This is a genomic window from Streptomyces sp. NPDC046859, from assembly GCF_040645135.1.
Lineage (GTDB): Bacteria > Actinomycetota > Actinomycetes > Streptomycetales > Streptomycetaceae > Streptomyces.
Genome location: NZ_JBEYXR010000031.1, coordinates 1 through 16,509 on the forward strand (window position 1 = coordinate 1; position 16,509 = coordinate 16,509).

Sequence of the window (16,509 nt, forward strand, 5' to 3'; positions counted from 1 at the left end):
GGGACTGCTGGAGCACTACCGCGGAGACCTCACCCAGCCAGGACCGCTCGGCAGTCCGTTTCGCCTCGGTGATCAGGCGCGTGGACAGCTGACCGGCCGTCGGGAAAGGCTGCCCGGCCCTACGGGCGTCCTCACGGGCACGCACCGCGTCGTTGAACACGACGCGGGCGCACCCGAACGCCTTCGCCAACGCCCTCTGCTGGCCGGTATCCGGGTACAGGCGAAAGCTGTACCGGAGCTGCATGACCGTCACCCTACGCACTCGGGTTATGGGTGAGATGCAGGAGATCAGAACTGGTCGGCCCTGTGTTTTCGTGATGCATGTGCACTTGGGTCTTCGTGACGAAATTCCGGCACAAGGTGTTCACCCATGCCCACTTGAGGCGTACGGAGGAGATCGTGCACAGCAAACTCTGGTCCGGGTCCTACTTCGCCGGAACCGTCGGCGGCGCCCCGCTCGCCGTGATCAGGTAGTACATCGAACAGCAGAACCGGCCGGTGTGAGCACCACCCGGCTGAACCGGGAAGAGCTCTCGCGACGCTCCTCGCCGCAGGCAAAGAACCACGCCGTCCGGCTCCGGCGGACCTGAATCCGCGACGCTCCGCGTCGCGACCAGTAGATTCGCTTCACCACCGGCCTGCAGACCGATGCACTGCGAATGAATTCTGATAGCCGCGACCGGCGCGCGGAGGGTCAGGCCGGCTGCTCGTCACCGTGCACGTGGCACAGCAGCAGGCAGACGTCGTCGTCGTGTTCGGAGTCGTTCAGCAGCGGGTGCAGCAGCCGGTCGGCGGACCCTTCGAGGTCCTGGCCGAGTTCGTCCGCGCGGAACGTGGCCAGTGCCTCGGTGAGCCGCCGGATGCCGGGGTCTATGCCCTGGGCGCGGCGCTCCACCAGCCCGTCGGTGTACAGCGCGAGCGTCGAGCCGGGCGGCAGCGGCGCCGTGTGGTCGGCGATGCGCTGCTGCAGGGGGATGCCGAGCATCGCGCCCGGTTTGGCGTCCAGGGTCAGCACCTCGCCGTCGGGGGCGCGCAGCACCGGCGGCGGGTGGCCGGCGGCGGCCCAGGTGAAGGTGTCGTCGTGCGGGTGGAAGCGGGCGATGACGGCGGTGGCGTACAGGTCCATGCGCAGGCGGTGCAGGAACTCGTGCAGGCGGGTGAGGAGTTGGCCGGGGCTGCTGCCGTCGACGGCGTAGGCGCGCAGGGCCGTACGCAGCTGACTCATCATCACCGCGGCGTGCAGCCCGTGTCCGGTGACGTCCCCGACGACGGTGATGAGACTGCCGTCGGGCTGGAAGAAGGCGTCGTACCAGTCGCCGCCGATGTTCAGGCCGCGGGTGGCGGGAAGGTAGCGGGCCGCCAGGGTCAGGCCGGGCGTCGTGGGCAGGTCGGTGAGCAGGGCGCGCTGGAGGGTCTCGGCGATGTCCCGGTTGTGCTCGAACCGCCGGGCGTTCTCCAGGGCGATGCTGGCGCGGCGGGTCAGCTCGATGAGCATGACGGCGTCGTCGGCGTCCCAGCCGTCGTCGGGGGCGGTCAGGGTGAGGACGCCCTGCGGGGACCGGCGGGTCAGCAGGGGGATGCAGAGCAGAGGCCGGCCCGGGTCGAGCGCGGAGGGCGGCTGGTCGTCCACGCCGGGCAGGCCACCCGGGTGGTCCGCGGCGTACTGAGGGCGCTCCCGGCGGGCGGCGACGACCGCGGCGGCGGGGTGCGGGGCGCACTCGCGGGCGGTCTCCGAGCCGTCGAACAGCCAGATGTCGACCGCACGGGCATAGCGCGGGACCAGCAGGGCGGGCAGCAGCCCCACGATGGCCTCGTGGTTCAGGGACGCCGTCAGCGCGGCGCTGGCGTCGGCGAGGAAGGTCAGCCGGCCGCGGGCCGCCTCGGCCTCCTTGCGGGCCTTCTGCTCGGCGTCGAAGAGGCGGCGCTGGGCCTGGTTGGCGGCGTCGAGTTCGGCGTGCAGGGCGAGGACGCCCTGGTTGGTCTGGTGCAGTTCCTCCCGGTGGAAGGCGACGAGCGACTCCTGCTCGTCGAGCCGTTCGAGCAGCAGGGCGGCGTCCTCGTCCGCGCCGAACAGGGCCTCGGCCAGGGTGGCGGGGTCGTCGGCGTCGTGGTCGCCGCCGGGGAGGTCCGCCTCCTCGGCGCAGGAGATCGCCATGCGCCAGGGCCGGCGGCGGTCCTGCGGGCGGCGCCCCTCGGGCTCCACCTCGATGACGAACTCGCCGCCACCGGGCATCGGGGTCGCCGTCACGCCGACCTGCCAGGTGCCGCCCTTGGTGAGGCACTGCCGCAGATGCGCGGTGAACGCCGCGACCAGCCGGACGCGTTCGACCGTGCTCACCCCGCACGTGGCCGCCAGTCGCGCCGCGGCGATACGGGCCCGCGCGGCCTCGGTGACGGTGCGGACGGACCAGGTTCGGATCATGAGGAGCGGTCCGGAGGGCTGGGGCTCAGTACGGCGACGGCGGTGTCGTCGCGCACCGGCCGCGCGGGGCTGCTGGCGTCCCGCAGGATCGAGGCGGCGATGACGGCGGGGTCGAGCAGGGGCGTCCCACCGGTGGTGGGGCCGGGGTTCCAGCGGCTCGGCAGGCCGTCGGAGTGCAGGACGAGGAGGCTGTCGGGCGTCCACGGCTCCTGGTGCTGGTGCAGATGCCCGGGGAGGTGGGCGCCGACTATGCCGGGACGCGAGATCAGTCCGTGCCAGTCGTCGCCGCGACGCAGCCGGGCTCCCACGTTTCCCACCCCGGCAAAATACAACTGCCCAGCGATGACGTCGAGTTGGGCCACCGCGACGGCCGCGCCCCGGGTGTCGCGCAGCGCGGTGTGCAGCCGCCGCAGCAGCTCGGCCGGCGGGAGGTGGGCCGCCTGGTGCAGGGCGTGCACCGCCGCCGAGGAGGCGCGGGCGGCCTGGGGGCCGTGACCGAGCCCGTCGGCGAGCATCAGCGTGACGCGGTCGGCGGCGCGCACACAGGTCCACGCGTCGCCGGAGAACTCGCCGCCGGCCAGCGGGACGTTGACGCCGCCGACCCGCACCGGGACCGGCGGCGGGTAGGGACCGGTACCCGGCCGGGCGGAGCGGTGACCGATCCTGGCCATGGCGACGGTCCCCCGGCCGGGCACGCTGTGCAGGCCGAAACCGTCGGCGGTGCGCCGGCAGGTGCCGAGGCCGGCACCGAGGGAGTCGGTCGTCGAGAAGCCGTCCCGCAGGGCCGTCTCCACGTCGGCGATGCCGGGGCCGTGGTCGAAGGCCACGATCTGCACCAGCCGGAGGTCGTCGTCGCCGTAGGCCGGCGCGGGCGGGTCGACGAGGTCGAGCAGGACGCGTCCGCCGCCCCCGTGCTTGAGGAGGTTGGTCGCCAGCTCGGTGGCCACGAGTTCCGCGGCCGCGAGCCGGTCCTCGGGCAGCCGGGCGCGCCCGGCCGCGTCCCGGGCCGCGACGCGGACGTCGCGGACCCGGGTCGAGTCGTGCACCGGCACCTCCCAGACGCGCGGCATCAGGAGCCCTCGCGTGGCCGGGGCGGCGCGGCCACCCACGACGTCACCGTCACGGTGGTGCCGCAGCCGCGGGCGCTGTCGATGGAGAACTCGTGGACCAGGCGCCGGGCGCCGCCCAGCCCCATGCCCAGTCCCTCGCCGGAGGTGTACCCGTCGGAGAGGGCCTGGTCGAGGTCCGCGATGCCCGGGCCCTCGTCGCTGAATACGAGGCGCAGTCCCCGTACGTCGCCGTTGGTCACTTCCGCGCACTCCATCCGGCCGCCGCCGCCGTGGACGAGGGCGTTGCGTGCCAGCTCGCTGGCCGCGGTGACCAGCTTGGTCTGCTCGACCAGACTGAACCCGAGCTCGGCGGTCAGCTGCCGCACATGCTGCCGCGCCCGGACCAGGTCCAGGTCCGAGGTCAGGGGCAGACGGGCGGAGACCCTTCCGGTGCTGTGGGTCACGGCCGCTCCCGGCGGGCGCCGGCGGGACGGGGCAGCTCCGCCACCCCGGCTCCGAGCAGGTTCATGGCCTCCTCGGTGTTCAGGGCGGTACGCAGCCCGGGCAGGGTGAGTCCGAGTTCCACCAGGGTGATGGCGACGGCCGGGCGCATCCCGGAGACGACGGTCTGCGCGGCCAGCAGCCGGGTCGTCGCCGCGATGTCGCTGAGCACGCGGCCCATGAAGGAGTCGACGATGTCGACGCCCGAGAGGTCGATGACGACGCCGGTGACCGCGCTGTCGGCCACGGTCCGGCCGATGTCCTGCCGGAGCCTTTCGGCCGCGGTGTCGTAGAGGTCCCCCTGGAGCGTGACCAGAAGGACCCCGCCGAGCCGCAGGACGGGCACGAATCCGTCGGGTGGTGGGGCGGCGGGGCCGGTCACCGTGGCTCCGGGGCGGGGCCGCTGGACAGCACGATGTGCGCCCCCTGCTGCTGGAGGGCGTGGGCCAGGGCGTCCGCGAGGCTGGCGCGGGTCATGATCGAGCTCAGGTCGATCCCGAGGTGGACGATGGTCTGCGCGATGGCCGGCCGGATGCCGGAGACGATGCACTCGGCCCCCATCAGGCGGGCCGCCGCGACGGTCTTCATCAGGTGCTGGGCCACCAGCGAGTCCACGGTGGGCACGCCGGTGATGTCCAGGATCGCGATGCGCGCGTGCTGCTCGACGATGGCGTCCAGCAGCGTCTCCATGACGACCTGGCTGCGCGCGCTGTCGAGCGTGCCGATGAGCGGGACGGCGACGATGCCCTCCCACAGCTTGATGACGGGCGTGGCGATCTCCAGCATCTCCAGCCGCTGCCGGTTGATCAGGTCCTGACCCGCGACGGTCGTCGTCTCCAGCATGACCAGCCGGAGGGTGCCCATCAGCACCGCGAGGACGGTGGTGCACTCGCGGACGTGGTCGGCGGGCGCGCCGGAGAGCTCGTCGAGCAGGAGGTCGGTGACGGGCGGGCGCAGCGCCTCCATCTCCGCCGAGATCTGCCCCATGCCGGCGCCGGCTCGCGCGCGCGCCTGCGCGGTGCGCGCGAGCTGCTCCCGGACCACGGCGAAGCCGTCGGCCTCCAGGTCCTCGACGCGTCCGGACGTGGCCACCGCGGCCAGGGCCTCCACGACGGCGCGGCCGGCCTCCACCGCCTCGTCACGGGAGACGGTGAACACGGTGCGGAACACCGCGGCGTCGGCCCAGCGCTGGGCGATCTGCTCCCGCCGCGCCCGCAGGAAGGCACCCACCTCCTGCTTGGGATCCGTCCTGTCCTCTGCCGTGTGCTGTTCCGGCACGAAGTTCTCCTCCTAGTTCGTTGATCGCTGCCCCGACCCTACGGGGAAGCCGGTCCGCCCGGTCAGGGCGCCTCGAGCGGCCCGAACCAGTCGAGGCACACCACCAGCGCGTCGTCGGTGGCCTCGGGCGTGCCGCGGTGGCCGGCCATCTCCCGCAGGACGGCCCGGGGCACCTCGGCGGCGGGCAGGAGGCTGGTGGACACGATGGCGCGGGCCAGGGCGCGGTCGCCGTACTCCTCCCCACCGGGGGCCGCGACGGCGTACACGCCGTCGCTGGCGAAGAGGAGCCGGTCACCGGGGTCGATGTCGACCTCGTGGGCGACGTAGTCCGTCTCCTCGAACATGCCGAGCGGGAGCTGGGCCTCCAGGTCGACGGGGGTGACGGTGCGGCCGCGCAGCCGCATCATCCGCGGGGACCCGGCGTCGACGACCCGCAGCCGTCCGGTGCGCAGTTCGAGTTCGACCAGCAGCACGGAGAGGTACGCCTCACCCCGGTACTGGGCGAAGACGGCCTGGTCGGCGAGGGCGGCCTGGTCCTCGATGGAGAGGCCGGCCCGCCGGGCGTTGCGCAGGGCGTTGATGCCGAGGTTGGTCAGCAGGGACGCCTCGATGCCCTCGCCCATGCCGTTGGTGACGTAGAGCATCAGCCGGTCGGCGTCGGCGGACCAGTCGAAGTTGTCGCCGTAGATGGCGTAGGCCGGTTCCAGCTGGGCACCCAGCGCGTACTGGGGGCCACCGCAGGACCGTCCGGGGAGGAGCTGCCATTGCATCTCGGCGGCGAGGGTGAGGCGGTCGGCGCGCCGGGCCCGCAGATACAGGTCGGTGTCCCGGTCGGCGACGACGATCTCATGCCCGAGCACCTGTGCGACGTCGGTGAGCTCGTCCAGGGCCTTCGCGGCGTGGCCGGCAGAGGGCAGCGTGACGATGAGAACGCCGAGCCGGTCGCCGCGGACGGTCACCGGAAGGTGCAGGTGCACCTCGTCACCGGTGAGCTCCTCGACGAACGGCTCCTGCGAACCGAAGCAGCGTCCCGCGCTGTTGCCGCGGGCCGGGACGGAGTCGCCGCGGCCTTCGGCCGTGCGGACGGCCTGGAGCGTGACGAGGGCGTAGTCGGCCAGGTACAGCTCCACGGACGTCGCACCGTACTCGGCGCACAGCGCGTCGCGCACCGCGTCCACGAGCCGGTGCGGGGCCGCGGAGCGCAGCGCCCGCTCGACTGCCACGAATCTGTTCACGATGTCGGATCGGCCATCCTCGTCATGGTGACGGCACCGGGCCCCCACGTCACCGCGGGGACCGCCGCCGGTCCCTCTTGTCTGTATCTATCGTTCTGCACGTATTGCCCGAAGCACCGGGCTGACAGCATCCGCCAAGCCTGAAAGAGTGGGCCCGTGACTTCCTCCTACGCGCATCCGCAGCCGGACGAGGTGGCACGCATGACCTCCGAGGCCGCCGAGTTGCTGGAGGTCCTGTGGGGCCGCGCCTCGACGGCTCCGGTGTCGGCCTCCCAGATCCGGGTGCTGTTCATTCTGGAGCACAGTGACGGCATCAACCTGCGGATGCTCGCGGAAGCGCTCGGCTCCACCCCGCCGTCGACGAGCCGGCTGTGCGACCGGCTGCAGGCGGTGGGCTTCGTCGAGCGCGAGACCAGCGCCGCCAGCCGCAGGGAGCTGCGGCTGCATCTGAGCCGGCGCGGGCGCACGTTCCTGGCGGAGCTGCGCGCACGGCGGGAGGCCGCTCTGCAGTCCGTCCTGGAGCAGATGCCCGTCGCCAAGCGGAACGCGCTGCTGGAGGGCCTGGATGCCTTCTGCCTGGCGGCGTCCGCCGAGATCCACGAGAGCGACGAGGCGTCCGACGCCCGCAGCGCCTGACGCCCGGCCCCGCCCGGTCGCGGGGCGTGGGCAGGACGGGGTCCGCGCCGCCGGACAGCGGCGCGGACCGTCGTTGCTGAACGGCACGTTCCACACCCCTCCCGCGCTATGACTCGCTCACTCTGTTGCCTCATAACCATAGTTGTCAAACGGCAACTGTTGAGCCCGCGGGTGCGGAGACGCCCGGACGGGCCGTCCCGATGAGAGGTCGTGCTCAGTCCTCGGCCGAGGGCTCCGGGACCGCCGAGGCACCGGAGTCCGCCAGGGCCAACGCCTCCTCCACGCTCTCCACGATAGGGACGGTGATGCTGACCCCGGTGAGATCCATGATCCGTCGGACAGCGGGAGTCGGGGAGATCACATACACGCCACCGGGGATCTCGCGCACCTCCTGGTAGGCCCGCAGCACGATGTTCATGCCGGACGAGTCCATGAAGGGCACCCCGGCGATGTCGAGCAGGAAGTGGCGGCGGCCATGGTGGAGCTGGTTGGCCAGATGGTGCTGCAGCTCGGTGGCCGTATCCATGTCCAGGTCACCCTCCACCGTCAGCAGCACGGCGTCATCTCTGGGCACTTCCACCTTGATCGACAAGGGATTCTGGGCAACGGACACAAGTACCTCCCACAGGCTTTGGCGATCGGAGCGGGTGCCCCGACCGGCCGTTTCGATGCATCGCGGAGCGCGGGACGTCGGAACCGTCCCCGGCCCGGGCGTCGGCGGTTCCGAGGTGCGGCGTCCACGATCCGACCGTGGCGCACGGTCCGACCTGACGTCGACGCGTTCCGCACGGCCGTCTACCCCCGAATGTGCCCGGCACACCGAGCGGATCCGAGGCGCTCCGGAGCAGGTCACCCATATGGATGGCCCCCGCCTACAGGACGGCGGCGAGCCGGTTTGACCCGCGGTCGTCTGGTCACGCGAAAGGGGAGGGAACGTCACGGATCGTGGAGGGGGAGGAGGCTCGGACCGCCCCGTCCGGCACGGACGCCGCGCGGCCGCTCCGTCCTTCCGCCTCCGGTCAGGGAGCGACAGGATGAGTCAGGAACAAGGAGCCGGTGCCCCCGCCGGCCCGGCCGGCGGCTGCGCGCACCAAGGGCCGCGCAGCCCGGCCGAGGCGCGCGGAGTCGTACGGCGCGCCCTCGCCGGGTGGCTGTCCGGCCAGCGGGTCCCGTACACACCCGACACGCTGTCGGACGCGCTGCTCGTCGCCTCGGAGCTGACGACCAACGCGATGCTGCACGGCGGCGGGGTCACCGACTTCGACGTCGAGATCGTCGGCGGGAACCTCCATCTCTCCGTGTGCGACCGGGAGAGGCGGCGGCCGGTGACGCTGGAGGCCGTCGACCGCCGCGGCCGGCATCGCTGCGGAGGCCGCGGCTGGCCGATCGTGTGCCGGCTGGCCTGCGAGGTGGAAGTGGCGGACCTGCCGGCCGGCGGCAAGCGCGTCACGGCGGTGATCCCGCTGCTGGGGTCCCGCCTGCACCCGGGCGGTGCCTGACCCCGCACACATACGGGTGGGCCGCCGGCCTCACGGCCGCGGCCCACCCGCGGTGCTTCTCATGGCGCCCTTCGGCCCGTGGTCAGGCGACCCCGGGCTCGAGGAGTCCGACACGCAGCCGCTTGATGATGCGGCTGATGAGTCGCGAGACGTGCATCTGCGAGACGCCGATCTGCTCGGCGATCTGCGACTGGGTCAGCTCCTCCACGAACCGCAGGTGGATGATCCTGCGCTCGCGCTCGTCCAGCCCCGCGATGAGCGGAGCGAGCGAGTGGAAGTCCTCCACCAGCTCCAGCGACGGGTCCTCCTCGCCGAGGAGGTCCGCCAGCACCGACTCGCCGCTGTCCGCGTCACCGGAGATGGCGGCGTCCAGCGATGCCGACTGGTAGCAGTTGGAGGCCTTGCGGGCCTCGATGACCTCTTCCTCCGACAGCGACATCAGCTCGGAGAGCTCACGCGTGGTCGGCGTCCGGCCGAGCCGGGAGCTGAGCTCCTCGGTGGCCTTGGCCAGCTCCACACGCGCCTCCTGAAGACGGCGCGGCACGTGGACCGCCCAGCTGGTGTCCCGGAAGAAGCGCTTGATCTCACCGACGATGTACGGCACGGCGAACGTCGTGAACTCGACCTCGCGAGAGATCTCGAACCGGTCGATCGCCTTGATCAGTCCGATCGTGCCGACCTGGACGATGTCCTCCAGCGAGTCCCCGCGGGCACGGAACCGCGAGGCCGCGTACCGCACGAGGGACAGGTTCATCTCGATGAGGGTGTTGCGTACGTACTGGTATTCGTGCGTGCCCTCTTCCAGCATGACCAGTCGGTCGAAGAACTGCCGCGACAGCTCGCGAGCGTCCTGGGGCTTCACCCGCGACGGGTCCTCGATCAGCGGCAGCGCCGCCTCCGTCGCGTCCGTCTCCTGTGCCGTGGCCGTTGCCTGCGCCACCGTCACGGCTGCCATGCCGCCCTCCCGATGCCGGAACCTGTTGTCGTACCCCCGCATGCCCCCGATCCCCCGGGTCAATCCCGAAGAAGTCGAAGAACTTCGAGGAACTCCCGAACGGGGTGACTTCCCAGGGGAAGCCCCGTCCGGACGCATCCACCATAAGCCGCGTCCGCCCGCCCGGACCCCACCCGGTCCGGGCGGGCGGACGCGGGCGGACCTCTCTCCTCTTCTCAGCGGACTTCTCTCCTCTTCTTATGCGTGTGCGTTGTTTGCACCACAAGACCCGGGGCATGCGGGATCTCGTGCTTCGGACCAGAGGCGCGCCGGTGCGAACGACGTGAGCCGCTCCGGGGCCCGCGTGCCCCGTGCACCGTTTCCACACGCACATCCCTGAGAACGCCGTTCAGGAGCTGTCTCTATGCTGGTTGAAACGTCCGCACATGGTTCCGACCTCCCTGCCCGCACCCGTGTGTCCGGGGGGCGCGTCCACGACGACGCCCCCGACACGGCGAGCAACTTCGTCCGTCTGGCCGAGCTGCCGGACGGGCCCGAGCGGAACGCCCTCCGCGACGAACTGACCCGGGCCTGGCTGCCCATGGCCCACCGCATCGCCGGCCGCTTCCGCAACCGCGGGGAGTCGCTGGAGGACCTGCGCCAGGTCGCCGCGCTCGGCCTGGTCAAGGCGATCGACCGGTACGAGCCCGGCCGAGGCGCCTTCGAGAGCTACGCCGTCCCCACCATCACCGGTGAGATCAAGCGGCACTTCCGCGACCGCATGTGGGCGCTGCGGGTGCCGCGCCGCGTCCAGGAGCTGCGCAACAAGGTCCGGATCGCCCGCCGCGAGCTGACCGAGGCCGGCTCCGGGGGCACCGCCTCCGTCGCCGAAATCGCCGCCCACACCGGGCTCACCGAGGACGAGGTCAACGCCGGCCTGGAGGCCCTGGAGAGCTACAGCACACTCTCCCTGGACGCCGAGATGTCCGCGAGCGAGGACGGCTTCAGCCTCGCCGACACGATCGGCGGCTGCGAGGAGGCGTACGACGTGGTCATCGACCGGGAGGCGGCGAAGGAAGGGCTGCGGCGGCTGCCGGAGCGCGAGCGGGCGATCCTCTACATGCGGTTCTTCGAGGACATGACGCAGAGCCGCATTGCCGACCAGCTCGGGATCTCCCAGATGCACGTCTCACGGCTGATCAGCCGGTGCTGCGCGAAGGTGCGGGCCGAGGTCCTCGACCAGGACGCCCGGCCGCAGCGCCGTCGCGGAGGCCGGGCCGGATGAGGCCGGCCCCCCTCCCCCGTACGACGACTTCATCCGAGGAGCGGACACCGATGCTGAGGCCCCACCCGACGCTGCTGCGCCGGCTCGTCGACGAGTACGAGGCGCTCATGGCGCAGCAGGCTCCCGGCGAGGTCCCCGGCCGGGGCGATGTGCGGGCCCAGGACCTGGCGTACACGCTGTGCGTGTCGACCGGGGCCCGTGAGGTGGGGCAGGCCCTGGAGACGGCACGGCACCTGATCGCGGCGTCGGCGGTCGACGTCGCGGTGCGAGGCAAGGCGGCCGCCGTGTAGTCGGCGCGCCGGAACGGACTGACGGTCACGAAGGAAGGGAGCGATGTGGCCACCGACGGAATCTGGTCCTATCCGCCCGGCAGCGGACACCGGGAGGGTCTCGCCCTCACCGGGTTCAGGGTCGAGGCGACCGACGGGATCATCGGGCATGTCGACCGGCAGGCCGACGACACGGTCCAGCGCCACCTGATCGTCGACACCGGCGCCTGGGTGTTCGGCCGGAGCGTGGTGATCCCGGCGGGCACGGTCACGGGCGTGGACGAGCAGGCGCGGACCGTCACGGTGGGGTGCACGCGCGCCGAGGCGAAGGACGCTCCCCGGTTCGAGACGGACCGCGAGACCCGTGATCCGCGCTACCTGAGCGACGTCGGCGCCTATTACGCGGCTCTCACCCATGCTTCGCAGGCATCGGGGTAGCGGTGTGATCATGTACAGGAGCGGGACGAGGAGCACGGGACGCCCGTGCCCGAAGGCCGGCGACGTGACCACCGCCGCCAAGCGCCGGGTGCGCGCCCGGTGGGCCCAGCAGGTCAGGGACCGGGCGCGCACCACGGGCGAGCGATCGTGACGCCGGCGGAGCACCGGCCGGCCGGGGACGTGCGTTTCCGGCCGGCCGCGGTCAGCAGCGCGGCCTCGGCACGCAGCTTCGTGAAGTCGGTCATCGAGGAGCAGGCGCGCACCTCCCCCGTGGACGAGCGCGCTGTCATGGACCTGATGCTGGTGGTGTCGGAGCTGGTCACCAACGCGATCCAGCACGGCGACGGCCTCGCCGGGTTCGAGGTGGCCGTGGAACGGGAAGGGCTGCGGCTGCGCGTGCACGACTACAGCGACACCGTGCCGTCCGCCGCCTACGGGCCGGGCACGCTGCCGCAGACGCACGAGGGCAGCGGGTACGGCTGGCCCCTGATCATCCGCCTGACCCGTGACATCCGGATCGACCGCCGCCGTGAGGGAGGCAAGACGGTCAGTGTCCTGGCACCGCTGACGTGACCGTCCGTCCCGCCGCCGGGCGGCCCTCCTTCGGGACGGTCACGCGGCCCGGCTCACCAGGGCAGAAAGGCGTGGACGTCCTTGCCGTCCTCGCGCACCACCACGCTGACCTGGTCGCACAGCGTGTGGATGAGATACCAGCCGATGCCTCCGCCCTTGCCCGTCCCGGGGTGGAAGGGGCGCGGCGCGGGGGGCGTGGTGCTGGTGTCGCCGAGCGTCACATGGACCCCGTCGAAGGCCTTGCGCATCCTCAGCTCTATCGGACCCGGCGCGTACTGGATGGCGTTCGAGACCAGCTCGCTCACCACCAGCAGGACGTCGTCCCGGTACTCCGGGGTCGCCGGGGGCGAGGCCCGCGCGAGGGTCGTCAGATACTCCTCCGCGCCCAGACGCGCACGCGTCACATCGCCGAACCCCCCGTCGAAGCGGGCCCCCCACTCCTGTGTCTGTTCCGTAGACGGCTTCTTGCCGCCGTCCTGCGATTCCGTCGCCATCACACCTTCTCCGGCCCCGTCCGCCGTTCGGCCGCGGTGACTTGTTCCTTGCTGCTTCCTCCGCTGCTGGTTCCCAGCGAGAGCCCGGATACGCGTCCTGATCCGGGTGCAGCCTGCCAGGTTCCCCGGCCGTGACGTGCTCACACGGGACACCGAGTGCCATCAACGGGCAACTCGGGCGGCGGGGCGGCCTCCCTCACGGTTTCTCCCGGACCTCGCCGCTCGGGCCGCGGCCCGACTCCCAGCCCGCGATCGTGGACGGTCCCACGCGGCCCGGTTCCTCCCGCAGGGCGCGGCGCTCCGGCACCGGCGGCAGCGGGACCTCTTTCCTGGCCCCGGCGAGCAGGGCGTCGATCGCGTCGAATCGGTCACCTGGCCACCCCGCCCGGGACGTCCGCGCGGGCGGTCCCGGCCGCACGGGCCGGCCTGCGGCGCCGCTCCACGGGGAGCGCCTCGGTGGCGCGGGTCGGAGCCGCCAGGAGGTCGAGCACGTCGATGCCGTAGTGCGCGGCGACGACGTCGCAGTCGGCCGGGCTCCCGACGGCGGCCCGGACTGACGCCGGCTCACCTGGGCCTGGCTGACCCCGAGGGCCGCGGCGAGGGCGGTCTGCGACTCACCGGTGGCGTGCAGGAGCGCGGCGACCGCCGCCCGCGTCCGCTCATCGAGACCCATACGCATGGGGGCGACCCCAGCGCGGGCCGCTCATGCCTCATGCGTGCGCCGCATCCCGGTGCCCGTCCGCCCGGTCCGGCGGCGGAACCCCCCGGTGGCTGACCTATCTTGGCGCCATGCAGGCATACACGATCGGGCAGGCGGCGCGGCTGCTGGGCGTCAGCCCGGACACCGCCCGGCGCTGGGCGGACGCGGGCAGGGTGGCCACCCATCGCGACGAGAGCGGCAAGCGGCTCATCGACGGCAAGGACCTCGCCGCCTTCTCCGTCGAGCTCGCCCGCAGCGGCACGGGCGAGGAGGCACCCTCCTCCACCTCGGTGCGCAACGCCTTCCCCGGGATCGTCACCGCGATCAAGCTGGGGGACGTGGCGGCCCAGGTGGAGATCCAGGCCGGACCGCACCGGCTGGTGTCGCTCCTGACCCGGGAGGCCGTGGAGGAGCTGGGTCTGGAGGTGGGCATGGAGGCCACCGCACGGGTGAAGTCGACGAATGTCCATGTCGACCGCACCTGAGCGCCCGGGCCGTTCCGTACGAACGCACATGCCACCACCCCGGCCCTGGGTACCGGCTCATGCGAAGCGACAGGAGTCCGACCCCTCGCATCTGCGTCAGTATGATCGGCGTACGCGTTCACGACCGAGGAAGCGCACCCGAGGGAGCGGAGGAGGCCGACGTGGAGGAGGACACCTCCGGTCCCCGGGCCACCGCTCGCCGGCGCCGCCGGACGAGCCGCGGGGCTCCACTGCCTCTGCTCGTGCCCGCGCTGATCGGTGTGGCGTTCCTCGTCCTGCCACTGGCCGCGCTGCTCGTACGGGCCCCGTGGCGGAGCATGCCCGAACTGCTGACCAGCACCGAGGTGTGGCAGGCGCTGCGGCTGTCCCTGGTCTGCGCGACGGCGGCGACCGCGGTGAGCCTGGTCGTGGGCGTGCCGCTGGCCTGGCTGCTGGCACGGGTCGAGTTCCCCGGGCGGCGGCTGGTGCGGGCCCTGGTCACCCTGCCGCTCGTGCTGCCGCCCGTGGTCGGCGGTGTGGCGCTGCTGATGGCGCTCGGCCGCAACGGGGTGGTGGGGCGTCTGCTGGACGACTGGTTCGGGGTGACGCTGCCGTTCACCACGGCGGGGGTGGTGGTGGCCGAGGCGTTCGTGGCGATGCCGTTCCTCGTCATCAGTGTGGAGGGCACCCTGCGGGCCGCCGACCCGCGCTACGAGGAGGCCGCCGCCACTCTGGGCGCCTCCCGGTTCACCGCGTTCCGCCGGGTCACGCTGCCGCTGGTCGCGCCCGGCGTCGCGGCCGGCGCCGTCCTCGCCTGGGCGCGGGCACTCGGCGAGTTCGGGGCGACCATCACCTTCGCCGGCAACTTCCCCGGCCGGACCCAGACCATGCCGCTCGCCGTGTACCTGGCCCTCCAGAACGATCCGGAGGCGGCGATCGCCCTCAGTCTCGTCCTGCTCGCCGTGTCGGTCGCGGTGCTCGCCGGACTGCGTGACCGCTGGATGACCACCTCATGAGCGGGACGGCGCACGACAGCGGGTCGTCGCGCGGCGACGAGGGCCTGGACGCCCGTCTGGTCGTGGAGCGGGACGCCTTCCGCCTCGACGTGACGCTGCGCGCCACGCCCGGTGACGTGGTCGCGCTCCTCGGCCCGAACGGGGCCGGCAAGACGACCGCCCTGCGCGCGCTGGCCGGCCTGGTCCCGCTGTCCGCCGGCCATCTGCGGCTGGACGGCGCCGACCTCGCCCGTACGCCGCCCGAGGCCCGTCCCGTCGGGGTCGTCTTCCAGGACTATCTGCTCTTCCCGCATCTGTCCGCGCTGGACAACGTGGCGTTCGGGCCGCGCTGCCACAGGGTCCCCAAGGCCGCCGCCCGCGCGCAGGCCGCCGCCTGGCTGGAACGCATGGGGCTCGCCGAGCACGCCGCGAGCCGACCGCGCCGGCTCTCCGGCGGGCAGGCCCAGCGCGTCGCCCTCGCCCGCGCCCTGGCGACCCGTCCGCGGCTGCTCCTCCTCGACGAGCCGCTCGCCGCGCTCGACGCCCGCACCCGGCTCGACGTACGGGCGCGGCTGCGCCACCACCTGGCGGACTTCGAGGCGGTCGCCGTCCTGGTCACCCATGATCCGCTGGACGCCATGGTGCTGGCCGACCACCTCGTCGTCGTCGAGGAGGGACGGGTCGTCCAGGAGGGCGGCCCGGCCGACATCGCGCGGCACCCTCGCAGCGACTACATCGCCCGGCTGGTCGGCCTCAACCTCTACCGGGGCGAGGCGGACGGGCACACGGTCCGGGTCGACGGCGGGCCGGTGGTCACGACCACCGAGGAGCTGACCGGCCCGGTCTTCGTCGCCTTCCCACCCGGCGCGGTGACCCTGCACCGGGAGCGGCCCACCGGTTCCAGCGCCCGCAATCTGTGGCGCTGCGAGGTGGCCGGTCTGGAGACGCACGGCGACCAGATCCGCGCGGCGCTCTCCGGTGAGCTCCCGCTGGCCGCCGACCTGACGACGATCGCCGCCGCCGAACTCGACCTGCGGCCCGGCGCGACGGTGTGGGCGACCGTCAAGGCGACCCAGACCCACGCCTACCCCGCCTGAGGCCCGTCGGCCGCCCCGTCCCCCGTTCGCACGGGCCACGGGCCAGGGCCACGGGTGACAATGGGCCTCCCCGCACGGAAGCAGAGGACATGACCGCCGAGGACTCCTGCGTCGACCACGAACTGGTCGAGGCCGCCGGCCACGTCGCCCGGAGCGCATGCCGGGGCGACAACCACACGGTGGCGGCCGCCGCCCGCGCCCGCGACGGCCGGATCGTCACGGGCGTCAACGCCTACCACTTCACGGGCGGTCCGTGCGCCGAACTGGTCGTCATCGGCGCGGCCGCCGCGCAGGGCGCCTACGAGCTGGACACGATCGTCGCCGTGGGCGACCGCGACCGCGGTGTCATCCCGCCCTGCGGGCGCTGCCGCCAGGTCCTGTTCGACTACTTCCCGTCCCTCCACGTCGTCGTCGGCTCCGGGGAGGGCCTGCGGGCCGTGCCGGTCCGGGAGTTGCTGCCCGCGACCTACGTCTGGGCGGACCACCAGCTCGACGCCGGCTAGCCGGGGCGGCCGCGCTCCGCCATGCCGGGCGGGTGTTCGAGCCGACGCCTGTCTCCCCGGAGCGCGCGGCACCGCGCCGCGGCAGCACGAAGGGCCCGGACCGGTGTTCCCGATCCGGGCCCTTCGCCGATGCGTCA

General features: G+C 72.8%; 20 protein-coding genes and 2 pseudogenes. 10 read left to right on the top strand and 12 right to left on the bottom strand.

From position 1 onward, the window contains the following. The 7 genes from ABZ899_RS31365 to ABZ899_RS31395 all read right to left on the bottom strand — a co-directional run. Nucleotides 1-244 (bottom strand): helix-turn-helix domain-containing protein (locus ABZ899_RS31365; RefSeq protein WP_361352694.1); only part of this gene is annotated, 244 nt, incomplete at its 3' end. 450 nt (nucleotides 245-694) lie between these two features. Further along, entirely contained in the window at nucleotides 695-2,422 is a 1,728-nt protein-coding gene (locus ABZ899_RS31370) for a SpoIIE family protein phosphatase (protein ID WP_361352697.1), read from the bottom strand. Further along, nucleotides 2,419-3,492, bottom strand: coding sequence for an ATP-binding SpoIIE family protein phosphatase (locus ABZ899_RS31375; RefSeq protein ID WP_361352700.1), 1,074 nt, complete (start codon nucleotides 3,490-3,492; stop codon nucleotides 2,419-2,421). Before ABZ899_RS31375 ends, ABZ899_RS31370 begins: the two co-directional genes overlap by 4 nt. Then, nucleotides 3,492-3,935 (bottom strand): anti-sigma regulatory factor, encoded by a 444-nt coding sequence (locus ABZ899_RS31380; protein ID WP_361352703.1) that lies wholly within the window; start codon nucleotides 3,933-3,935, stop codon nucleotides 3,492-3,494. The genes ABZ899_RS31375 and ABZ899_RS31380 overlap by 1 nt, the downstream gene beginning before the upstream one ends. Beyond that, a complete protein-coding gene (locus ABZ899_RS31385; protein WP_361352705.1) occupies nucleotides 3,932-4,354 on the bottom strand; it encodes an STAS domain-containing protein in 423 nt (140 codons plus the stop codon). The genes ABZ899_RS31380 and ABZ899_RS31385 overlap by 4 nt, the downstream gene beginning before the upstream one ends. Further along, on the bottom strand, nucleotides 4,351-5,250 hold the full coding sequence (locus ABZ899_RS31390) for an STAS domain-containing protein (RefSeq protein ID WP_361352708.1): 900 nt from the start codon (nucleotides 5,248-5,250) through the stop codon (nucleotides 4,351-4,353). Before ABZ899_RS31390 ends, ABZ899_RS31385 begins: the two co-directional genes overlap by 4 nt. A gap of 62 nt (nucleotides 5,251-5,312) precedes the next feature. Continuing rightward, complete coding sequence (locus ABZ899_RS31395) at nucleotides 5,313-6,485, bottom strand: PP2C family protein-serine/threonine phosphatase (RefSeq protein WP_361352710.1); 1,173 nt, start codon at nucleotides 6,483-6,485, stop codon at nucleotides 5,313-5,315. Nucleotides 6,486-6,686: 201 nt separating this feature from the next. Here ABZ899_RS31395 and ABZ899_RS31400 point away from each other — a divergent pair, with 201 nt between their 5' ends. Further along, nucleotides 6,687-7,121: a MarR family transcriptional regulator gene (locus ABZ899_RS31400; RefSeq protein ID WP_361352863.1), complete on the top strand. Its 435-nt coding sequence runs from the start codon at nucleotides 6,687-6,689 to the stop codon at nucleotides 7,119-7,121. A 214-nt stretch (nucleotides 7,122-7,335) separates the two neighbouring features. Here ABZ899_RS31400 and ABZ899_RS31405 read toward each other — a convergent pair whose 3' ends face one another. Continuing rightward, nucleotides 7,336-7,734: an STAS domain-containing protein gene (locus tag ABZ899_RS31405; RefSeq protein WP_361352713.1), complete on the bottom strand. Its 399-nt coding sequence runs from the start codon at nucleotides 7,732-7,734 to the stop codon at nucleotides 7,336-7,338. Between the two features lie 421 nt (nucleotides 7,735-8,155). Here ABZ899_RS31405 and ABZ899_RS31410 point away from each other — a divergent pair, with 421 nt between their 5' ends. Next, on the top strand, nucleotides 8,156-8,620 hold the full coding sequence (locus ABZ899_RS31410; RefSeq protein WP_361352716.1) for an ATP-binding protein: 465 nt from the start codon (nucleotides 8,156-8,158) through the stop codon (nucleotides 8,618-8,620). An 82-nt stretch (nucleotides 8,621-8,702) separates the two neighbouring features. On the opposite strand, the gene ABZ899_RS31415 is transcribed toward ABZ899_RS31410, so the two are convergent. Further along, nucleotides 8,703-9,575, bottom strand: coding sequence for an RNA polymerase sigma factor SigF (locus ABZ899_RS31415; RefSeq protein WP_361352719.1), 873 nt, complete (start codon nucleotides 9,573-9,575; stop codon nucleotides 8,703-8,705). 403 nt (nucleotides 9,576-9,978) lie between these two features. Between ABZ899_RS31415 and ABZ899_RS31420 the strand changes: the two genes are divergently transcribed. From ABZ899_RS31420 to ABZ899_RS31435, 4 genes are all read left to right on the top strand, one after another. Beyond that, nucleotides 9,979-10,839 (top strand): SigB/SigF/SigG family RNA polymerase sigma factor, encoded by an 861-nt coding sequence (locus tag ABZ899_RS31420; protein ID WP_361352722.1) that lies wholly within the window; start codon nucleotides 9,979-9,981, stop codon nucleotides 10,837-10,839. Nucleotides 10,840-10,889: 50 nt separating this feature from the next. Then, complete coding sequence (locus tag ABZ899_RS31425; RefSeq protein WP_361352725.1) at nucleotides 10,890-11,129, top strand: DUF5133 domain-containing protein; 240 nt, start codon at nucleotides 10,890-10,892, stop codon at nucleotides 11,127-11,129. 45 nt (nucleotides 11,130-11,174) lie between these two features. Beyond that, the gene (locus ABZ899_RS31430; protein WP_361352727.1) at nucleotides 11,175-11,546 is read left to right on the top strand and encodes a PRC-barrel domain containing protein; all 372 of its coding nucleotides are present in this window, start codon (nucleotides 11,175-11,177) and stop codon (nucleotides 11,544-11,546) included. 147 nt (nucleotides 11,547-11,693) lie between these two features. Next, nucleotides 11,694-12,119 carry an ATP-binding protein gene (locus tag ABZ899_RS31435; RefSeq protein WP_361352730.1) on the top strand — a complete coding sequence of 142 codons (426 nt, stop codon included), beginning with the start codon at nucleotides 11,694-11,696 and terminating at the stop codon, nucleotides 12,117-12,119. A 53-nt stretch (nucleotides 12,120-12,172) separates the two neighbouring features. On the opposite strand, the gene ABZ899_RS31440 is transcribed toward ABZ899_RS31435, so the two are convergent. The 3 genes and pseudogenes from ABZ899_RS31440 to ABZ899_RS31450 all read right to left on the bottom strand — a co-directional run bounded on the left by ABZ899_RS31440 (nucleotide 12,173) and on the right by ABZ899_RS31450 (nucleotide 13,292). Further along, complete coding sequence (locus ABZ899_RS31440) at nucleotides 12,173-12,613, bottom strand: ATP-binding protein (RefSeq protein ID WP_361352733.1); 441 nt, start codon at nucleotides 12,611-12,613, stop codon at nucleotides 12,173-12,175. Nucleotides 12,614-12,815: 202 nt separating this feature from the next. After that, nucleotides 12,816-13,031: pseudogene (locus tag ABZ899_RS31445) on the bottom strand (transcriptional regulator); the annotation flags it as partial. Further along, nucleotides 12,982-13,292: pseudogene (locus tag ABZ899_RS31450) on the bottom strand (helix-turn-helix transcriptional regulator). The pseudogenes ABZ899_RS31445 and ABZ899_RS31450, both read right to left, overlap by 50 nt. A 110-nt stretch (nucleotides 13,293-13,402) precedes the next feature. Between ABZ899_RS31450 and ABZ899_RS31455 the strand changes: the two are divergent. The 4 genes from ABZ899_RS31455 to ABZ899_RS31470 all read left to right on the top strand — a co-directional run bounded on the left by ABZ899_RS31455 (nucleotide 13,403) and on the right by ABZ899_RS31470 (nucleotide 16,372). Beyond that, nucleotides 13,403-13,798: a helix-turn-helix transcriptional regulator gene (locus ABZ899_RS31455; RefSeq protein WP_361352736.1), complete on the top strand. Its 396-nt coding sequence runs from the start codon at nucleotides 13,403-13,405 to the stop codon at nucleotides 13,796-13,798. A 161-nt stretch (nucleotides 13,799-13,959) separates the two neighbouring features. Beyond that, complete coding sequence (modB, locus tag ABZ899_RS31460; RefSeq protein WP_361352739.1) at nucleotides 13,960-14,793, top strand: molybdate ABC transporter permease subunit; 834 nt, start codon at nucleotides 13,960-13,962, stop codon at nucleotides 14,791-14,793. Next, entirely contained in the window at nucleotides 14,790-15,869 is a 1,080-nt protein-coding gene (locus ABZ899_RS31465; protein ID WP_361352742.1) for an ABC transporter ATP-binding protein, read from the top strand. The genes modB and ABZ899_RS31465 overlap by 4 nt, the downstream gene beginning before the upstream one ends. Nucleotides 15,870-15,958: 89 nt before the next feature. Then, a complete protein-coding gene (locus tag ABZ899_RS31470) occupies nucleotides 15,959-16,372 on the top strand; it encodes a cytidine deaminase (RefSeq protein ID WP_361352745.1) in 414 nt (137 codons plus the stop codon). Nucleotides 16,373-16,509 lie beyond the last annotated feature (137 nt).